This window comes from Variovorax sp. LARHSF232, from assembly GCF_052871435.1.
The window spans coordinates 132,035-146,619 of record NZ_JBIXJS010000006.1; the positions used below are offsets into that span (position 1 = coordinate 132,035).

The window sequence follows — 14,585 nt, forward strand, 5'->3', positions numbered from 1 at the left end:
TTTTCTTTTTTGGGTCCGCTCATTCCATCCGGAACTGCACACTTGCCGACAACCCGCCGCCCGCGCGAGGCGCAAGGACCAGCGTCGCATGGCAGGCCTGTGCAAGCCGCTGTGCGATGGCAAGGCCAAGGCCCGTTCCGCCGGTCGCTCGATTGCGTGATTCCTCGATGCGGTAGAAAGGTTGCATGACCTTGGACACTTCATCGGCTGAAATGCCCGGGCCGCGATCGAGCACCTGGATCACGGGGCAGCCCTCTTGCAGGGTCAGGGCCACTTCCGCCTCGCCGGCGAACTTCAGTGCATTGTCGATCAGGTTGCCGACCACGCGGCGCAGCGCCTGCGGCCGGGTATGCGCGGTACATGGCGGGCTGCCCAGCCAATGCACCGGCTGCGCTGCGTCCTGGTAATCGGCAACGATGCTTTCGAGCAACGCCACGAGGTCGGTGCGCGCTTGCGCTTCCAGGGCGGCATGGGATGTGCGCGCATAGGCCAGCCCCTGTTCCACGAGGTGCTGCATCTGCCCGAGGTCGGCATGCAGCTTGTCTCGCATGGTCGTGTCGGACAAGAGATCGGCCCGCAGCCGCATGCGCGTGATCGGGGTCTGCAGGTCGTGCGAGATCGCAGCGAGCATCTGGGTGCGCTCGGCCAGGTGCTCGTCGATGCGCTGGCGCATGCGATTGAATGCGGCCGCGGCCTGGCTGACTTCTCGCGGACCGTTCTCGGGCAATGGCGCAGCCGGCCGTGCCGGATCCAGGGTGCCCGCGGCGGCGGCCAGCTGCGCCAGCGGCCGCGCGGCCTGCCGCACCGCCAGCCAACACAGGGCCGCGAGAACGACCAGTTGCAGGACCAGGGTGCCGACAACCCAGGGTGATACCGACAAGCCGCGCTGGATCAGGTCCACGGCAAGAGGTGTGCCGTCCTGCAGGCGCAGATGCAGCCGCATCGAGATGCCCGGCAGGCCAGGGTCGGTGACCCGCAAGGCCTGTGCGGGCAGTACCTGCTTCAGGGTTTGCGTCACGGCCTCGGACAAGGGCGAGGTGTCCGGCGCGCGTTGCTGGCGTGGCGCGCTCGCCGTTTCGCCCATCGACACCCGGTAGTTGGGCCGCTGCAGATGGGGCAGCCAGGCCTCGCGCTCGACCGCAGGAAGGCGATCGAGCATCGCCACCGAACTGGCAATGTCGGCCGCGGCGTAAGACACCATCATCCCGCGCATCGCCAACCCACGCTCGCCCAGCACGAAGCCGAAGGTCAGGACGTGCGCGGCGGCGAGTCCGGCGAACAGGATCAGCATGAGCCGGCCAAAGAGGGTGCGCGGCCAGCTCATTCGGCCCCCGCAGCCGCGATGGCGGCGCAAAACACGTAGCCCTCGTTGCGCACCGTCTTGATGTAGCGCGCCTCGCGCGTGTCGTCGCGCAGCCGCTGGCGCAGGCGGCTGACCAGCAAGTCGATCGAACGGTCGAACGCCTCGGCGTCGCGCCCCTGGGTGAGGTTCAGCAGCTGGTCGCGGGTGAGGACGCGTTGCGGGTGCTGGAGCAGCACGCGCAGCAGACGATATTCCGCGCCGGACAGCGACACCACGGTGCCATCGCGGTCCATCAGGTGGCGCGCCACCGTGTCCAGCGTCCAGTCGCCAAAGCGCAGGAGCGCCTGTGGCACCTCCGCCGCGATGGGCGGAGGCAGCATGCGGGTGCGGCGCAGCACCGAACGGATGCGCGCGAACAACTCGCGCGCGGCAAAGGGCTTGGGGAGGTAGTCGTCGGCGCCGAGCTCCAGCCCCAGGATGCGGTCGGCCTCGTCGGCGCGGGCGCTGAGCATGATGATCGGCAACGGCGGCTGGCCGGGGGCACGCAGCTCGCGACACAGGCTGATGCCGTCCTCGCCGGGCAGCATCAGGTCGAGCACCAGCAGATCCACGCGTTCGCGCGCCAGCACGCGGCGCATCTCGCGGCCGTCGGCAGCCCCCGTGGCTTTCAGGTCCTGGCGCGCGAGGTATTGCGTGAGCAACTCGCGGATCTCGGAGTCGTCGTCGACGATGAGGATGTGGTCCTGCCGGTTCATGCCTGCTTTGTACCTGAGCGCGGTGCCAGGACCCGGGCGGGGGAAGGCGGTTTTGTATCGCACTTTGTCCGGCCGCACGGATTGACATCTGCGCGTACAAATCTCGCCGCCGCCGACAAGCCGCGGATACGCGCGGCCGGCTCAATGCAGGCATTCAACAACACAGGAGCCCGCATGAAACCCGTCTTCCTTCTTGGCGCCACGCTGGCGGCCGCCTCCACCATCGCCGCGCCCCTGGCCATGGCACAGCCGGCGCAAATGGGACGCTGGATCACCGAATCGGGCAACCTCGAGGTCGAGATCGCCCCGTGCGCCGACGCGCCGCTGCTGTGCGGCACGGTGGTGCGCGAGCTCGCCCAGCGTTCGATGAGCGCGCCCGGTGCGCCGATGGACCCTGCCGACAAACGCCCCGTCCTGGGCATGAAGATCCTGACGGATCTGCAGCCCGCGGGCGACGAGGCGCTTCGCGGCCAGATCTACAACCGCGAGAACGGCAGGCACTACAGCGTGAACCTGGCCATGGACGGACCAGGGCAGTTGCTCGTGCGCCCCTACGTGGTGCTGCCGCTCTTTGGCAAGACGCAACTCTGGCACCGCGCGGCCGCCAGCAGCCAGGAGGCCAATTGATGGCGCCCGTTCTTGCGGAACCCGGGCTGGCCTTTGCAGCCGGGCTGCTCACCGTGGGCGCGCCCTGTGTGCTGCCACTGCTGCCGGTGGTGCTGGGCGCCTCGGCGGCGGGCGGGCCGGGTGGCACGCGGCCGGTGTTCATCGCGGCCGGCTTCGCAATCTCGTTCACGCTGCTGGCGCTGGTGTTCGGCTCGGTGCAGCAGCTGCTCGGGCTGGAGCAGCAGACCGTGCGCGATGCCGCGGCACTGATGCTGGTGCTGTTCGGTCTGTGCATGGTCTGGCCGCAGCCGTTCCAGCGGCTGAGCGCTTCCGCCAGCGGCCTGCTCAACCGCGTGAGCAGCCTGGGCGACCGCGCCGGCCCCGGTTGGGCAGGCGGGATCCTGGTTGGCGTGTCGCTCGGCGCGGTGTGGACACCTTGCGCCGGCCCGGTGCTCGCCTCCATCCTGACGCTGGTGGCCTCCCAGCCGCACTGGAGCCAGGCGGCCGGGCTGCTGGGCCTGTACTCGCTTGGTGCGGCATTGCCGATGCTGGGCATCGCCTACGGCGGACAGTGGGCCCTGACACGGGTTCGCACGCTGACACGGCACATGCACAGACTGCAGCAGGTCATGGGCGTGGTGGTGGCGCTCGTGGGGCTCCTGACCTTTCTTCAGTACGACACCCTGGTGACGCTGTGGCTGTCGGACTTCTATCCGTCACTGACCGGAGGGCTCTGACCATGGCACACGACAACCCAACGCTACGCCGGCGCACCTTTCTCGCGGCCATGGCCGGCCTCCCGTTTGCCGCCACCGCGGCGCCCGATGGCCTGCACGACTGGGGGGCCGCGCCGGACTTCCGCGGTATCACGCAGTGGTTCAACTCGCCGGCCCTGTCGCTGGACGGTTTGCGCGGGCGCCTGGTGCTGGTGGACTTCTGGACCTACGCCTGCATCAACTGCCTGCGCACCCTGCCGCACGTGAACCGCTGGGCCGCCAGCTACGCAGACGCGGGGCTGGTGGTGGTGGGCGTACACACGCCGGAGTTCGCGTTCGAACGCGCCCCGGCCAACGTGCAGGCCGCGATCAAGCGCCACGGCGTCAAGCACCCCGTGGCGCTGGACAACGACTACGCCACCTGGAAGGCCTACGACAACCGCTTCTGGCCCGCGGCCTATCTCGTTGATGGCCGTGGGCGCATCCGCTACCGGCACTTCGGCGAGGGCGACTACGACCGCACCGACGCTGCCATCCGGACGCTGCTGGAGCGGCCAGGCCGCGCCTGAGCCGACGCAGCGGCTGGGCCTTTCGCGGCCTGCTCGCCATGCAGCAGGCGCAGGAAGGCTTCGGCCGGCTTGCCAATCGGCCAATCCTTGCGTACCAGGCTGCCGTAGGCCGGCAGCTGCTGGCGGATGCGGTAGTCGACGATGTGCAGCAAGCCGTGCTGCGCATCGCGCCGCGCCATGGCTTCCGGGATCACCGCCACCAGCTCGGAGCGGCGGATCAGGTTGACGGTGGTGAGGATCGAGCCGGTCTCGATCAGGCCCGGCGGCAGGGCCGCGTGGTGGTCGCGAAACTCGTGCTCGATCACGTCGCGCATGGGGCTGCCGAGAGGCTGCAGGATCCAGCCGTAGGCCAGCAGCGCTTCGAATTCGACACGCCGCTTGCGCGCCAGCGGATGGTGCTTGCCGACCACCACCGCCAGGCCCTCGTCCTCGATGGGGCGGAAATCCACCTCGAACTGCGGCTGGCCCACGAGCCGCCCCACCACCACCTCCAGCACGCCTTCGCGCAACTGGGCCAGCAGGCGATCGCTGGTGTCGACCGCGATCTCGACGGCCAGCAGCGGAAACTGCTGCTTCAAGCCCAGCAAGGCATCGCTCAGCCGGCCCGGCGAGGCCGCCATGATGCTGCCCACCGAGAACTTGCCGGCGCTTCCCAGGCGCAGTTCGCCCAGCTCGCGGTTGAGCGCCTCCATGCTGCCGCGGATGCCCTTGAAGTAGCCGGTGACACGCGCGCCTGCATCGTTGAGCTGCAGCCCCCGGCCCACGCGTTCGAACAAGGGCTGGCCGAGCGCGTTCTCGAGCTCATGCAGCATCTTGGTGGCAGCGGGCTGGGTCATGCCCAGCTGGACGGCCGCGGCACGCAGGGTGCGCTTCTCGTCGATGGCGAGCATCAGCGCCAGCTGGCGCATGCGCAGCCGATTGAGCAATTGGGGCGTACTTTGCTGGCGGTCGATGGAACCCATGATTGATCACCTGAGGCTATTGATTCATCACAAGCTTTCAGTTTACGGAATCAGACCGCCTTCCTACGATCCGGCCATCGATTCGCTTCGCACACAAGAAGGAGACAACCCATGAAACATCGAATGGCCGCGGCCACGGCGGCGGCGCTTGCGCTCGCGTCCGCCCTTGGCGCTCCCGCCCAGGCTCAGCAGCAGGAATGGCCCACGCGCAGTGTCCGCATCCTCGTGGGCTCGGCGCCGGGCGGCGGCACCGACGCCATGGCACGTGCCGTGGGCGACCGGCTCGGTCCGCTGCTCAAGCAGGCGGTGGTGGTCGAGAACAAGCCGGGCGCCTCGAACACGCTGGCGGCAGACGCCGCCGCCAAGTCCACCGACGGCCACACCCTGGTGATGGGCGTGGTGACAGCGCACGCGATCGCGCCGCACCTGCTCAAGCTAGGCTACGACAGCAACCGCGACCTAGTGCCGATCGCCTTTGTCGGTGCGGTGCCCAACGTGCTGGTGGTCAACAACGCCTTGCCGGCCGATTCGGTGGCGGGGCTGGTCAGGTTGGCCAAGGCCGAGCCCGGCAAGCTGAACTACGCCTCCAGCGGGGCGGGCAGCACCCAGCACATCGCGGCCGAAATGTTCAAGGACGCAGCCGGCATCGACATCACGCATGTGCCCTACAAAGGCAGCGGGCCTGCGCTGGTCGACCTGGTCGGCGGCCAGGTGCAGATGAGCTTCGACACCCTGCCTTCGGTGCTCGGCCAGATCAAGAACAACAAGGTGCGCCCGCTGGCCGTCACCAGCGCCAGGCGCAACACGCAACTGCCCGGCGTGCCGACCATGGCCGAAGCCGGCGTTGCCGGTGTGGAGATGAGTGCCTGGTACGGCATCTACATGCCGGCCGCCACGCCCAAGGCCGTGCAGGACAAGGTGCACGAGGCGGTGAACCAGGTACTGGCGATGCCCGAGACCAGGACCCGGCTGGAAGCCATCGGCGCGGAGATCACGCCGATGACGCAAGCGCAGTTCGCCCAGTTCCACGCCGCCGAATACAAGCGCTTCGGCGAGCTGATCAAGAAAAACAATATTCGAGTCGATTGAACATGAACACGCACCTTCCCGTCGTCGCGCTGACCCTGGGCGACCCCGCCGGCATCGGCTCCGAACTGATCGCACGCCTGCTGGCCCGACCCGAGGCCTGCCAGCGCGCCAATGTCGTGCTGGTGGGCGACCGCTGGCTGTGGGAGGAAGGCCAGCGCATGGCCGGCGTGCAGGTCGCGACCGAGGAAGTACCCGCCTTTGGCGCGGTGCGCGCGCGGGCCGACACACGGCTTGCGGCCTTCCTGCCGGTGCACAGCGTCGAGGCGGCGCAGGTGCATCGCGGCCGGGCCGAGGCGGCGGGCGGCCGCTCGGTGCTGCAGGTGCTCGATCGCTGCATGGATGCAACCTTGGCCGGCGAGGTCGATGCCATCTGCTTCGCACCGCTGAACAAGCAGGCCATGAAGCTCGGCGGCATGCGGCACGAGGACGAGCTGCACCACTTTGCCGACTACCTCGGCGTGACCGGCTACTTCTGCGAATTCAACACGCTGGGCGACTTGTGGACCTCGCGCATCTCCTCGCATGTGCCGACACGGGATGCCGCCCGCTACATCACCCGCGAGCGCATCGCGCAGGCGGCGGAGCTGATCTACCGCTCGCTGCTGACCAGCGGCTACGCCCAGCCCAAGGTGGCGATCGCGGCCTTCAACCCGCACGGCGGCGACGGCGGCGTGTGCGGGCGCGAGGAGATCGACACCATCGTCCCCGCGGTGCAGGCGCTGCAGGCGCGCGACTGGCCGACCGAGGCGCCCTTCCACGGCCCCTTTCCGGCCGACACCATCTTCCTGAAGGCGCGGGCGGGCGAGTACCAGGCCATCGTGACCATGTACCACGACCAGGGGCAGATCGCGATCAAGCTGATGGGCTTCGAGCGCGGCGTCACCGTGCAGGGCGGGCTGCCCATTCCCATCACCACGCCGGCGCACGGCACCGCCTACGACATCGCGGGCCGGGGCTTGGCCAGCGTGGAGGCGAGCTGGCAGGCCTTTGTCATCGCGGCCCACATGGGCCATGCACACCGCCAGGCCGCGACCGCCTGATTTCAATCAACCACAACCCATCGCTTCCATCACACACTCACCATGAAGATCAAATCCGTCCGCGCCCGCGTCTACCAATGGAAAGGCAAGACCGTTCCGCCGCAAGGCAACTTCTGCTCCAACGCGATGGACCTGCTGTACGCGCCGCAGGAAACCATGAGCACCTTCCGCTTTCACGCGTGGACCGTGGTGGAGATCGAGACCGATGACGGCATCGTCGGACTGGGCAACGTCGCACTGGCGCCGAGCATCGCCAAGGCGATCATCGACCAGTACCTGGCGCCGCTGGTGATCGGCCAGGACCCATGGGACTACGAGTACCTGTGGCAGCGCATGTACCGCGCCACGCATGCCTGGGGCCGCAAGGGCATCACCATGGCCGCCATCTCGGCCGTGGACATCGCGATCTGGGACATCCTGGGCAAGGCCACCGGCAAGCCGGTGTTCAAGCTGCTGGGCGGACGCACCAAGGAAAAGATCCCCTGCTACTACTCCAAGCTCTACCGCACCGACCTCGATGCCATGCAGGCCGAGGCGCAAAAGTTCCTGGACCAGGGCTTCACCATGTTCAAGTCGCGCTTCGGCTACGGCCCGCAGCACGGCACCCAGGGCGTCGCGGAAAACCTGAAGGCGGTGCAAGCGCTGCGCGAAGTGATCGGCGACGACAACGACCTGATGCTCGAGTGCTACATGGGCTGGAACGTCGAGTACGCCAAGCGCATGCTGCCCAAGCTGGAGAAGTTCCAGCCGCGCTGGGTGGAAGAGCCGGTGATTGCCGACGACATCGACGGCTATGCCGAGCTGAACGCCTTGACCAGCATTCCGATCTCGGGCGGCGAGCACGAGTTCTCGCTGTACGGCTTCAAGCAACTGCTGGAGCGCAAGGCGGTGAGCGTGGTGCAGTACGACACCAACCGCGTCGGCGGCATCACCGCGGCGCACAAGATCAACGCCCTGTGCGAGGCCTTCAGCGTGCCGGTGGTGCCGCATGCCGGCCAGATGCACAACTACCACCTGACGATGAGCTCGCTGGCCTCGCCGATGAGCGAGTACTTCCCGATGCACGACGTCGAGGTGGGCAACGAGCTGTTCTATTACATCTTCGACGGCGAGCCGGTGGCCGACCGGGGCCATCTGCAACTGGACGACCACAAGCCGGGCCTGGGCCTGACGCTCAAGCGCGACTACCTGGACCAGTTCGAGATCATCGAATGAGCGAGACGAGCACCCGCGCGCGCTACCAGGGCCTTTTCCCGGTGGTGCCCACGCCCTTCACCGAGCACGGCGCGCTCGACCTGGCGAGCCAGAAGCGCTGCGTCGACTTCATGATCGATGCCGGCTCCGACGGCCTGTGCATCCTGGCCAACTTTTCCGAGCAGTTCCTCCTGGCCGACGACGAGCGCGAACTCTTGACCCGCACGGTGCTGGAGCATGTGAACGGCCGCGTGCCGGTGATCGTGACCACCACCCACTTCAGCACCCGTGTGTGCGCCGAGCGCAGCCGCCGCGCCCAGGACATGGGCGCGGCCATGCTGATGGTGATGCCGCCCTACCACGGCGCCACCTTCCGCGTGCCGGAGCCGCAGATCCACGATTTCTTCGCGCGGCTGTCGGACGCGGTCGACATCCCCATCATGATCCAGGACGCGCCGGCCGCCGGCACGCCCATGTCGCCCGCCTTCCTCGCCAGGATGGCACGCGAGATCGAGCAGGTGAGCTACTTCAAGATCGAGACGGCCGGTGCCGCCGCCAAGCTGCGCGAGCTGCTTCGCCTGGGCGGCGACGCCATCGAGGGCCCGTGGGACGGCGAAGAAGCCATCACCCTGCTGCCCGACCTGGAGGCAGGCGCCACGGGCGCCATGACCGGCGGTGGCTATCCGGACGGAATCCGCCCGATCCTGGACGCCTGGCGCGATGGCCGGCGCGATGACGCCATCGCGGCCTACGAGCGCTGGCTGCCCTTGATCAATCTCGAGAACCGCCAATGCGGCCCGCTGGCTGCCAAGGCCTTGATGAAGGAAGGCGGCGTGATCGCCTGCGAAGCGCCGCGCCATCCCTTCCCCCCGCTGCATCCGGCCAGCCGCGCGCTGTTGATCGAGACCGCGCGCCGGCTGGACGCGCAGGTGCTGCGCTGGGCGCGCTGACACCACTTCGAGCGCGGTCACGGGCGCGCCCCCTGTTCAACCCATTGCGCCGGTTCAATAATCCGCGCGGCCCGGCGCTCCAGGCCGGGCCGCGGACGATGCAAGTTCAATCCATCAAGAACCCAGCAAGGAAGAACATCATGGCAAAGCAACACCTCTCCTGGCGCCGCAAGGCGCTGCTGATCGGCATTCCCATCGTCGTCGCGGCCTGCGCCACGGCACAGCAGTCCGGTGGCCCGGGTGGCATGAGCTTCTTCGTGACCAGCGTGGGCGGCGGCAAGGGCGCCGACCTGGGCGGCCTGGCCGGCGCTGACCGCCATTGCCAGACCTTGGCCGCTGCGGCAGGCGCGGGAAGCAAGACCTGGCGCGCCTACCTCAGCACCCAGGCCAAGGACAACGTGCCGACGGTGAACGCGCGCGACCGCATTGGCAAGGGGCCCTGGACCAACATCAAGGGCGTGGTGATCGGCAGCAGCGTCGATCACCTGCACAGCGCCAACAACAACGTCACCAAGCTCACGGCGCTCAACGAGAAGGGCGGCACGGTCGAAGGCCGCAGCGACACGACCAACCGCCACGACATCCTGACCGGCTCGCGCGCCGACGGCACCGCCTTCTCGCCCGGCGACGGCGACAAGACCTGCAGCAACTGGACCCAGAGCGGCAGCGACGGCGTGGCGGTGGTGGGCCACCACGACCGCATGGGCCCGACCGGCGACCCCTGGGCCACCTCGTGGAATTCCTCGCACCAGTCGCGTGGCGGCTGCAGCCAACAGGCGCTGCGCAGCACCGGCGGCGACGGGCTGCTCTACTGCTTCGCGACAAATTAGTCCCACCCCCGTATCGGCTCACTTCGTGTAGCCGAGTACCCCCTCAAGGGGGCAGCCCCTGCGGCCCGGCGAAGCCGGTTCCGCGGCGCTACTGGCCTCGGTTGTGGCGGTTTCATGGGGCGCGGGTCACGCGACGCGCCGTGGAGCACTGAAGAGATGTCCGGGCGGCGGCTCAGCGCAGGTTGAGGATCTGGACCTGTGGCTGACCCGGTGACGAAGCGGCGCCGACGCGCATCAGCCTCTCGCCCTCGCGGAAGAACAACCAGCAGCCGCTGTCCGGCCGGCGCGCCTGGCCCGGATTCAGCGGCGGCGCGGCGTTGAAGCGCACGCACAGGCTGCCGTCGTCCTTCAGCTCCCAGCGGCCGGCGCCGTTGACGCCGGCCCGACCCACGCTCTGACTGTTGTAGTACACCAGGCCGCTGCTGCGCAGCTCCCAGCGCATCAGCTCACCGGGGCCGCCATCCTCGAAGCCGTGCGACTTGCCGATCAGCAGTGGCTGCAGTTCGTCGCGGCTGAGATATTGGCGTGCGGCGGGTGATTGCAGGGGGACCGCACCAGGCAGCGCCGCCGGTGCGGAAGGCGCGATGGCCGCCACAGCGGCGGGCGGCGCGGCGGGTGGCGCGGCAGCCGGCCGCGGTGCAGGCGCGGCAGGTGCCGGCGCTGTGGCGGGTGGCACCGCGGTGGCCTCGGAATCGCGCTCGCGGCGGGCCCGCTCCAGCGCCGTCTCGATGTCCTTCGGCGGCGGCGGTGCCGCAGCCGGCGTTGGTCGGGCTGTCTGCTGCGTTGCCGGCCGACCCGCCCGAGCCGGGTTGAAGCTGAAGTCCGAGGTGAGCGAGGTGTTGACCCACGGCAGCTGGCGGCCCTGCGTGTCGCGCAGCACCTTCACCCGCACGTTCTTGAACATCTGCTCGACCTCGACGCCGGGCACGGTCAATTCATCGGCAAGGCTGCGCGTATAGATGCTGTTGCCGCCGTCGGGGCCGTCTTCGGCCGGCGCACCGGGCGCCGAGGCAAAGGCGATCAAGGTGCCGCGTGCGCCCATCTCGGCCAGGCCGCCGGCCGAGCGGATGTTGCGGGTCTTGCCGGCAAAGGGGTTGTTGCGGCAGGCGTCGAGGATCACGATGCGCGGGAAGGACCCGACCTTGTCGATGCGGGAGAGAAAGAGCTCATCGATGTCGACCGATTCGTCCTTCACCTCTTCCTGGTCGCGCAGGTTGATGTCCACCGGCAGCAGGTAGTTGCGGCCATCGATCTGCACGCCGTGGCCGGCGTAGTACAGCACCGCGGTCGCGTCGTCCTGCGCAACCTTGCGCGCAAAGTCGCGCAAGGCGCGCCGGAACTGAAGCACGTTGAGGTTGTAGTGCTCGCTGACCTCGAAGCCCAGCGTGCGCAGCTTGGCGGCGATCAGCCGGGCGTCGTTCTCCGGGTTGCTGAGCGGAAACTTCGGATACCGCGAGTTTCCGATGACCAGGGCGATGCGCTTGTCGGCGGCCGTCGAACCGGGCTGTGCATGGGCCGCGGGACTGAAGCCGGGCAGCACATGCAACAGCAAGCCCAAGGCCAGCAGCACCCACAGGCGACGAAGACGCAGCGCTACCCACCAGGCGGCCACGGCATCGGCGCGGGATAGGACGGACATGGTGCCAATATCCGCCGAGGCGGGGGTCAGCGCAAGTCGCCGTGGATCTGCGGCGCCGGGGTCCGCCCCGGCAGCCGTTCAGGCGACCCCTTCGAGGTCCAGGCGTTGTCCGCTTGCTGCATCGAAGAGATGCAAGGCGCCCGCCTTGGGCCGCAGGTGCAGGACGTCGCCCGGCGCCGCGGCCATGCGGTCGCGGATGAGTGCGATCACCTGCGCATCGCCCAGCCGCAGGTTGAGCTGGGTCTCGGAGCCCAGCGGCTCCACCACCTGCACCTGCGCCGGCACGCCTTCGCCGGCGGCGCAGGGTTCGAAATGCTCGGGCCGGATGCCGCACACCACCGCACGGCCCGCGTGCATCACGGCGGCTGGCGCCGGCACCGGCAGCACCACGCCGCCTTCCAGCGCAAAGCCCTGTGGCGTGCAGCGTCCGGCGATGAAGTTCATCGCAGGCGAGCCGATGAAGCCAGCCACGAACTGGTTGGTCGGGCGGTCGAACAACGCGAGCGGTTCGCCCACCTGCTCGACCCGACCGGCGTTGAGCACCACGATGCGGTCCGCCATGGTCATGGCCTCGACCTGGTCATGCGTGACGTAGACCGTGGTGGCCTTGAGCTTCTGGTGCAGCGCCTTGATCTCGCCACGCATCACGATGCGCAGCTTGGCGTCCAGGTTCGACAGCGGTTCGTCGAACAGGAAGACCTGCGGATTGCGCACGATGGCGCGGCCCATGGCGACGCGCTGGCGCTGGCCGCCGGAGAGCTGGCGCGGATAGCGCGCCAGCAGTTGTTCCAGCCCCAGGATGCCGGCCGCCCAGCGCACGCGTTCGACGATCTCGGCCTTCGGGCGGCCGCGGTGCTCCAGCGAGAAACCCATGTTGGCCGCCACTGTCATGTGCGGATAGAGCGCGTAGTTCTGGAACACCATCGCGATGTCGCGGTCCTTCGGGTCCAGGTCGGTCACGTCGCGCCCGCCGATGTGGATGCGCCCATGGCTCACAGGCTCCAGTCCCGCGATCATGCGCAGCAGGGTCGACTTGCCGCAGCCCGAGGGGCCCACCAGCGCCACGAACTCGCCGTCGCGAATCTGCAGGTCGATGCCGTGGATGACGGCGGTGGCGCCGTAGTGCTTCTGGACTTGTGCGAGCTGAACTTCTGCCATGGATTTCACTTGAGCCCGGTATGGGCCAGGCCTTCGACGAACTGCTTTTGCGCGATGACGAACACGATCAGCACCGGCAGCGCGGTGAGCGTGGCGGCCGCCAGCTGGATGTTCCACATTGGGCCGCCGTAGGCGTCGGTGTACTGGGTGAGCGCCTGCGGCAACGTGAACATGCCGGGCGTGGACAGGAACACGATCGGCTCCAGGTACAGGTTCCAGCTGTGCAAAAAGGTGAAGATCGCCACCGAGGCCAGCGCCGGCCGCGCCAGCGGCAGCGCGATGGTGCAAAAGATCTTGAATCGGCCCAGCCCGTCCACCCGCGCCGCTTCTTCCAGCTCCTGCGGCAAGGTGATGAAGAACTGGCGCATGACGAAGGTGGCGAACACGCTCGGCGCGCCGAAGATCGGAATCAGCATCAGCGGCCAATGCGTGTTGACCAACCCCAGCTTCAGGAACATCTGGAACAGCGGCACGATGGTCACCTCCGAAGGAATCAGGAGGCCGGTAAGCACCACCACGAACAGCGCATTGGCGCCTGGAAAGCGGATGCGCGCGAAGGCATAGCCGGCCATCGACGACAGCACCAGCGTGCCGGCAGTGACCACCGCGGCGATGTACGCCGAGTTCCAGTACTGCTGCGCAAAGGGCTGGATGGTGAAGACCTGGCGGTAGCTGCTCCAGTCCGGATGCGCGGGAAAGAGCTGCGGCGGAAACACGAAGATGTCGCTGATCGGCTTGAGCGACGAGGTCACCATCCACCAGGTCGGAAAGACGAAGGGGATGAGCAGCACGCACATCAACCCGTAGAGCGCGACCTTCACGCGCGGCGACAGCTCACTGTTCATGGAAGACGAACCTCTTGCGCAGCTGCCATTGCGCCAGCGTCAGCAGCGCCACGATGGCAAACAGCAGCACGGCCAGCGTGGCGCCGTAGCCGAAGCGATGGAACTGGAAGGTCTGCTGGTACAGGTAGTACACCAGCACGGTGGTCGAGACGCCTGGCCCGCCCTGCGTCAGCACCGCGATCTGCGCGAACACCTGCAGCGAGCCGACGATGGTGATGATCGACGTGAGCAGGATGGTCGGGCTGATCAGCGGCAGCGTGATGCGGCGAAACTGCCGCCAGGCCGGTGCGCCGTCGATGCGCGCCGCCTCGTACAGCTCGCGCGGCACGCCCTGCAGCGCGGCCAGGAACAGGATCATGTTCAGCCCCACGTTCTTGAACACCTGCACCACGATCACCGACAGCATGGCGGTGCCGGGCGAACGCAGCCAGTTCGGCCCTTCGATACCGACCAGCGCCAGCGTGCCGTTGATGCCGCCGTTGTGCTGCAGCAGGAAGCCCCAGACGATGGTCCAGGCCACCAGCGACACCACCACCGGCGAGAAGAACAGGGTGCGCAGCACGGTGATGCCGGCCAGCCTCTGGTTGAGCAGCACCGCCAGCAGCAGCGCCAGGCTCAGGTTGAACACCACCAGGCCGGCCGAGAACAGCGCGGTGGCGCCCAGCACGCGCGCCAGCGTCGTGTCGTTCAGCAGCTGCTCGTAGTTCTGCGTGCCGGTGTAGTTGAAGGTATTGGCCAGCACGTTCCACTCGTGCAGCGAGTACCAGAACACCAGCGCCAGCGGCAGCAGCACGAAGACGCCGATGCCCACGAGCTGCGGCGCGGCAAAGAGGAAGCCGGCCAGGCTGTCGCGCCGCGCGATGGTCCAGAAGGGCCGGCGCTGCTCGGGCGCGGGCCGTGGGTCGCCGTCGTGGACGAGCGCCATGCCG

15 protein-coding genes are annotated in these 14,585 nt (G+C 68.2%); 8 read left to right on the forward strand and 7 right to left on the reverse strand.

Features of this window, described 5'->3' with window-relative positions:
- Positions 1 to 19: 19 nt before the first annotated feature.
- Together ACIPRI_RS16735 and ACIPRI_RS16740 are read right to left on the reverse strand one after the other, a co-directional pair.
- Positions 20 to 1,324 carry a sensor histidine kinase gene (locus ACIPRI_RS16735; protein WP_446622592.1) on the reverse strand — a complete coding sequence of 435 codons (1,305 nt, stop codon included), beginning with the start codon at positions 1,322 to 1,324 and terminating at the stop codon, positions 20 to 22.
- Positions 1,321 to 2,058: a response regulator gene (locus ACIPRI_RS16740; RefSeq protein WP_446622593.1), complete on the reverse strand. Its 738-nt coding sequence runs from the start codon at positions 2,056 to 2,058 to the stop codon at positions 1,321 to 1,323. The genes ACIPRI_RS16735 and ACIPRI_RS16740 overlap by 4 nt, the downstream gene beginning before the upstream one ends.
- 174 nt (positions 2,059 to 2,232) lie before the next feature.
- On the opposite strand from ACIPRI_RS16740, the gene ACIPRI_RS16745 reads away from it, so the two are divergent.
- From ACIPRI_RS16745 to ACIPRI_RS16755, 3 genes are read left to right on the forward strand one after another with little or no spacing between them, the layout of a single operon-like run.
- On the forward strand, positions 2,233 to 2,685 hold the full coding sequence (locus tag ACIPRI_RS16745) for a DUF2147 domain-containing protein (protein WP_446622594.1): 453 nt from the start codon (positions 2,233 to 2,235) through the stop codon (positions 2,683 to 2,685).
- Positions 2,685 to 3,401, forward strand: a complete 717-nt coding sequence (locus ACIPRI_RS16750; RefSeq protein WP_446622595.1) for a cytochrome c biogenesis CcdA family protein — start codon at positions 2,685 to 2,687, stop codon at positions 3,399 to 3,401. Before ACIPRI_RS16745 ends, ACIPRI_RS16750 begins: the two co-directional genes overlap by 1 nt.
- Positions 3,402 to 3,403: 2 nt before the next feature.
- Entirely contained in the window at positions 3,404 to 3,949 is a 546-nt protein-coding gene (locus ACIPRI_RS16755; protein WP_446622596.1) for a thioredoxin family protein, read from the forward strand.
- Here the strand turns inward: ACIPRI_RS16755 and ACIPRI_RS16760 are convergent.
- Complete coding sequence (locus ACIPRI_RS16760; protein ID WP_446622597.1) at positions 3,892 to 4,911, reverse strand: LysR family transcriptional regulator; 1,020 nt, start codon at positions 4,909 to 4,911, stop codon at positions 3,892 to 3,894. The genes ACIPRI_RS16755 and ACIPRI_RS16760 overlap by 58 nt on opposite strands.
- Before the next feature lie 111 nt (positions 4,912 to 5,022).
- Here ACIPRI_RS16760 and ACIPRI_RS16765 point away from each other — a divergent pair, with 111 nt between their 5' ends.
- The 5 genes from ACIPRI_RS16765 (at position 5,023) to ACIPRI_RS16785 (ending at position 10,014) form a co-directional block, all read left to right on the forward strand.
- A complete protein-coding gene (locus ACIPRI_RS16765; RefSeq protein WP_446622598.1) occupies positions 5,023 to 6,000 on the forward strand; it encodes a Bug family tripartite tricarboxylate transporter substrate binding protein in 978 nt (325 codons plus the stop codon).
- Positions 6,001 to 6,002: 2 nt separating this feature from the next.
- A complete protein-coding gene (locus ACIPRI_RS16770; RefSeq protein ID WP_446622599.1) occupies positions 6,003 to 7,040 on the forward strand; it encodes a 4-hydroxythreonine-4-phosphate dehydrogenase PdxA in 1,038 nt (345 codons plus the stop codon).
- A 42-nt stretch (positions 7,041 to 7,082) separates the two neighbouring features.
- Positions 7,083 to 8,255, forward strand: a complete 1,173-nt coding sequence (locus ACIPRI_RS16775; protein WP_446622600.1) for an L-rhamnonate dehydratase — start codon at positions 7,083 to 7,085, stop codon at positions 8,253 to 8,255.
- Positions 8,252 to 9,184, forward strand: coding sequence for a dihydrodipicolinate synthase family protein (locus ACIPRI_RS16780; protein WP_446622601.1), 933 nt, complete (start codon positions 8,252 to 8,254; stop codon positions 9,182 to 9,184). Before ACIPRI_RS16775 ends, ACIPRI_RS16780 begins: the two co-directional genes overlap by 4 nt.
- 140 nt (positions 9,185 to 9,324) lie before the next feature.
- Entirely contained in the window at positions 9,325 to 10,014 is a 690-nt protein-coding gene (locus ACIPRI_RS16785; RefSeq protein WP_446622602.1) for a hypothetical protein, read from the forward strand.
- 172 nt (positions 10,015 to 10,186) lie between these two features.
- On the opposite strand, the gene ACIPRI_RS16790 is transcribed toward ACIPRI_RS16785, so the two are convergent.
- The 4 genes from ACIPRI_RS16790 to ACIPRI_RS16805 all read right to left on the reverse strand — a co-directional run bounded on the left by ACIPRI_RS16790 (position 10,187) and on the right by ACIPRI_RS16805 (position 14,581).
- Positions 10,187 to 11,653: a caspase family protein gene (locus tag ACIPRI_RS16790; RefSeq protein WP_446622603.1), complete on the reverse strand. Its 1,467-nt coding sequence runs from the start codon at positions 11,651 to 11,653 to the stop codon at positions 10,187 to 10,189.
- Between the two features lie 78 nt (positions 11,654 to 11,731).
- Positions 11,732 to 12,811, reverse strand: a complete 1,080-nt coding sequence (locus ACIPRI_RS16795) for an ABC transporter ATP-binding protein (RefSeq protein WP_446622604.1) — start codon at positions 12,809 to 12,811, stop codon at positions 11,732 to 11,734.
- Positions 12,812 to 12,816: 5 nt separating this feature from the next.
- On the reverse strand, positions 12,817 to 13,656 hold the full coding sequence (locus tag ACIPRI_RS16800) for a carbohydrate ABC transporter permease (protein WP_446622605.1): 840 nt from the start codon (positions 13,654 to 13,656) through the stop codon (positions 12,817 to 12,819).
- A complete protein-coding gene (locus ACIPRI_RS16805; RefSeq protein ID WP_446622606.1) occupies positions 13,646 to 14,581 on the reverse strand; it encodes a carbohydrate ABC transporter permease in 936 nt (311 codons plus the stop codon). The genes ACIPRI_RS16800 and ACIPRI_RS16805 overlap by 11 nt, the downstream gene beginning before the upstream one ends.
- Between the last annotated feature and the right edge of the window lie 4 nt (positions 14,582 to 14,585).

Bases quoted from the DNA above. Each gene is read 5' to 3' on its own strand.
- ACIPRI_RS16765 (WP_446622598.1), top strand. From the start codon at position 5,023: ATGAAACATCGAATGGCCGCGGCCACGGCGGCGGCGCTTGCGCTCGCG.
- ACIPRI_RS16740 (WP_446622593.1), bottom strand. From the start codon at position 2,058: ATGAACCGGCAGGACCACATCCTCATCGTCGACGACGACTCCGAGATC.
- ACIPRI_RS16750 (WP_446622595.1), top strand. From the start codon at position 2,685: ATGGCGCCCGTTCTTGCGGAACCCGGGCTGGCCTTTGCAGCCGGGCTG.
- ACIPRI_RS16760 (WP_446622597.1), bottom strand. From the start codon at position 4,911: ATGGGTTCCATCGACCGCCAGCAAAGTACGCCCCAATTGCTCAATCGG.
- ACIPRI_RS16780 (WP_446622601.1), top strand. From the start codon at position 8,252: ATGAGCGAGACGAGCACCCGCGCGCGCTACCAGGGCCTTTTCCCGGTG.
- ACIPRI_RS16790 (WP_446622603.1), bottom strand. From the start codon at position 11,653: ATGTCCGTCCTATCCCGCGCCGATGCCGTGGCCGCCTGGTGGGTAGCG.
- ACIPRI_RS16800 (WP_446622605.1), bottom strand. From the start codon at position 13,656: ATGAACAGTGAGCTGTCGCCGCGCGTGAAGGTCGCGCTCTACGGGTTG.
- ACIPRI_RS16805 (WP_446622606.1), bottom strand. From the start codon at position 14,581: ATGGCGCTCGTCCACGACGGCGACCCACGGCCCGCGCCCGAGCAGCGC.
- ACIPRI_RS16795 (WP_446622604.1), bottom strand. From the start codon at position 12,811: ATGGCAGAAGTTCAGCTCGCACAAGTCCAGAAGCACTACGGCGCCACC.
- ACIPRI_RS16745 (WP_446622594.1), top strand. From the start codon at position 2,233: ATGAAACCCGTCTTCCTTCTTGGCGCCACGCTGGCGGCCGCCTCCACC.
- ACIPRI_RS16735 (WP_446622592.1), bottom strand. From the start codon at position 1,324: ATGAGCTGGCCGCGCACCCTCTTTGGCCGGCTCATGCTGATCCTGTTC.
- ACIPRI_RS16785 (WP_446622602.1), top strand. From the start codon at position 9,325: ATGGCAAAGCAACACCTCTCCTGGCGCCGCAAGGCGCTGCTGATCGGC.
- ACIPRI_RS16775 (WP_446622600.1), top strand. From the start codon at position 7,083: ATGAAGATCAAATCCGTCCGCGCCCGCGTCTACCAATGGAAAGGCAAG.
- ACIPRI_RS16770 (WP_446622599.1), top strand. From the start codon at position 6,003: ATGAACACGCACCTTCCCGTCGTCGCGCTGACCCTGGGCGACCCCGCC.
- ACIPRI_RS16755 (WP_446622596.1), top strand. From the start codon at position 3,404: ATGGCACACGACAACCCAACGCTACGCCGGCGCACCTTTCTCGCGGCC.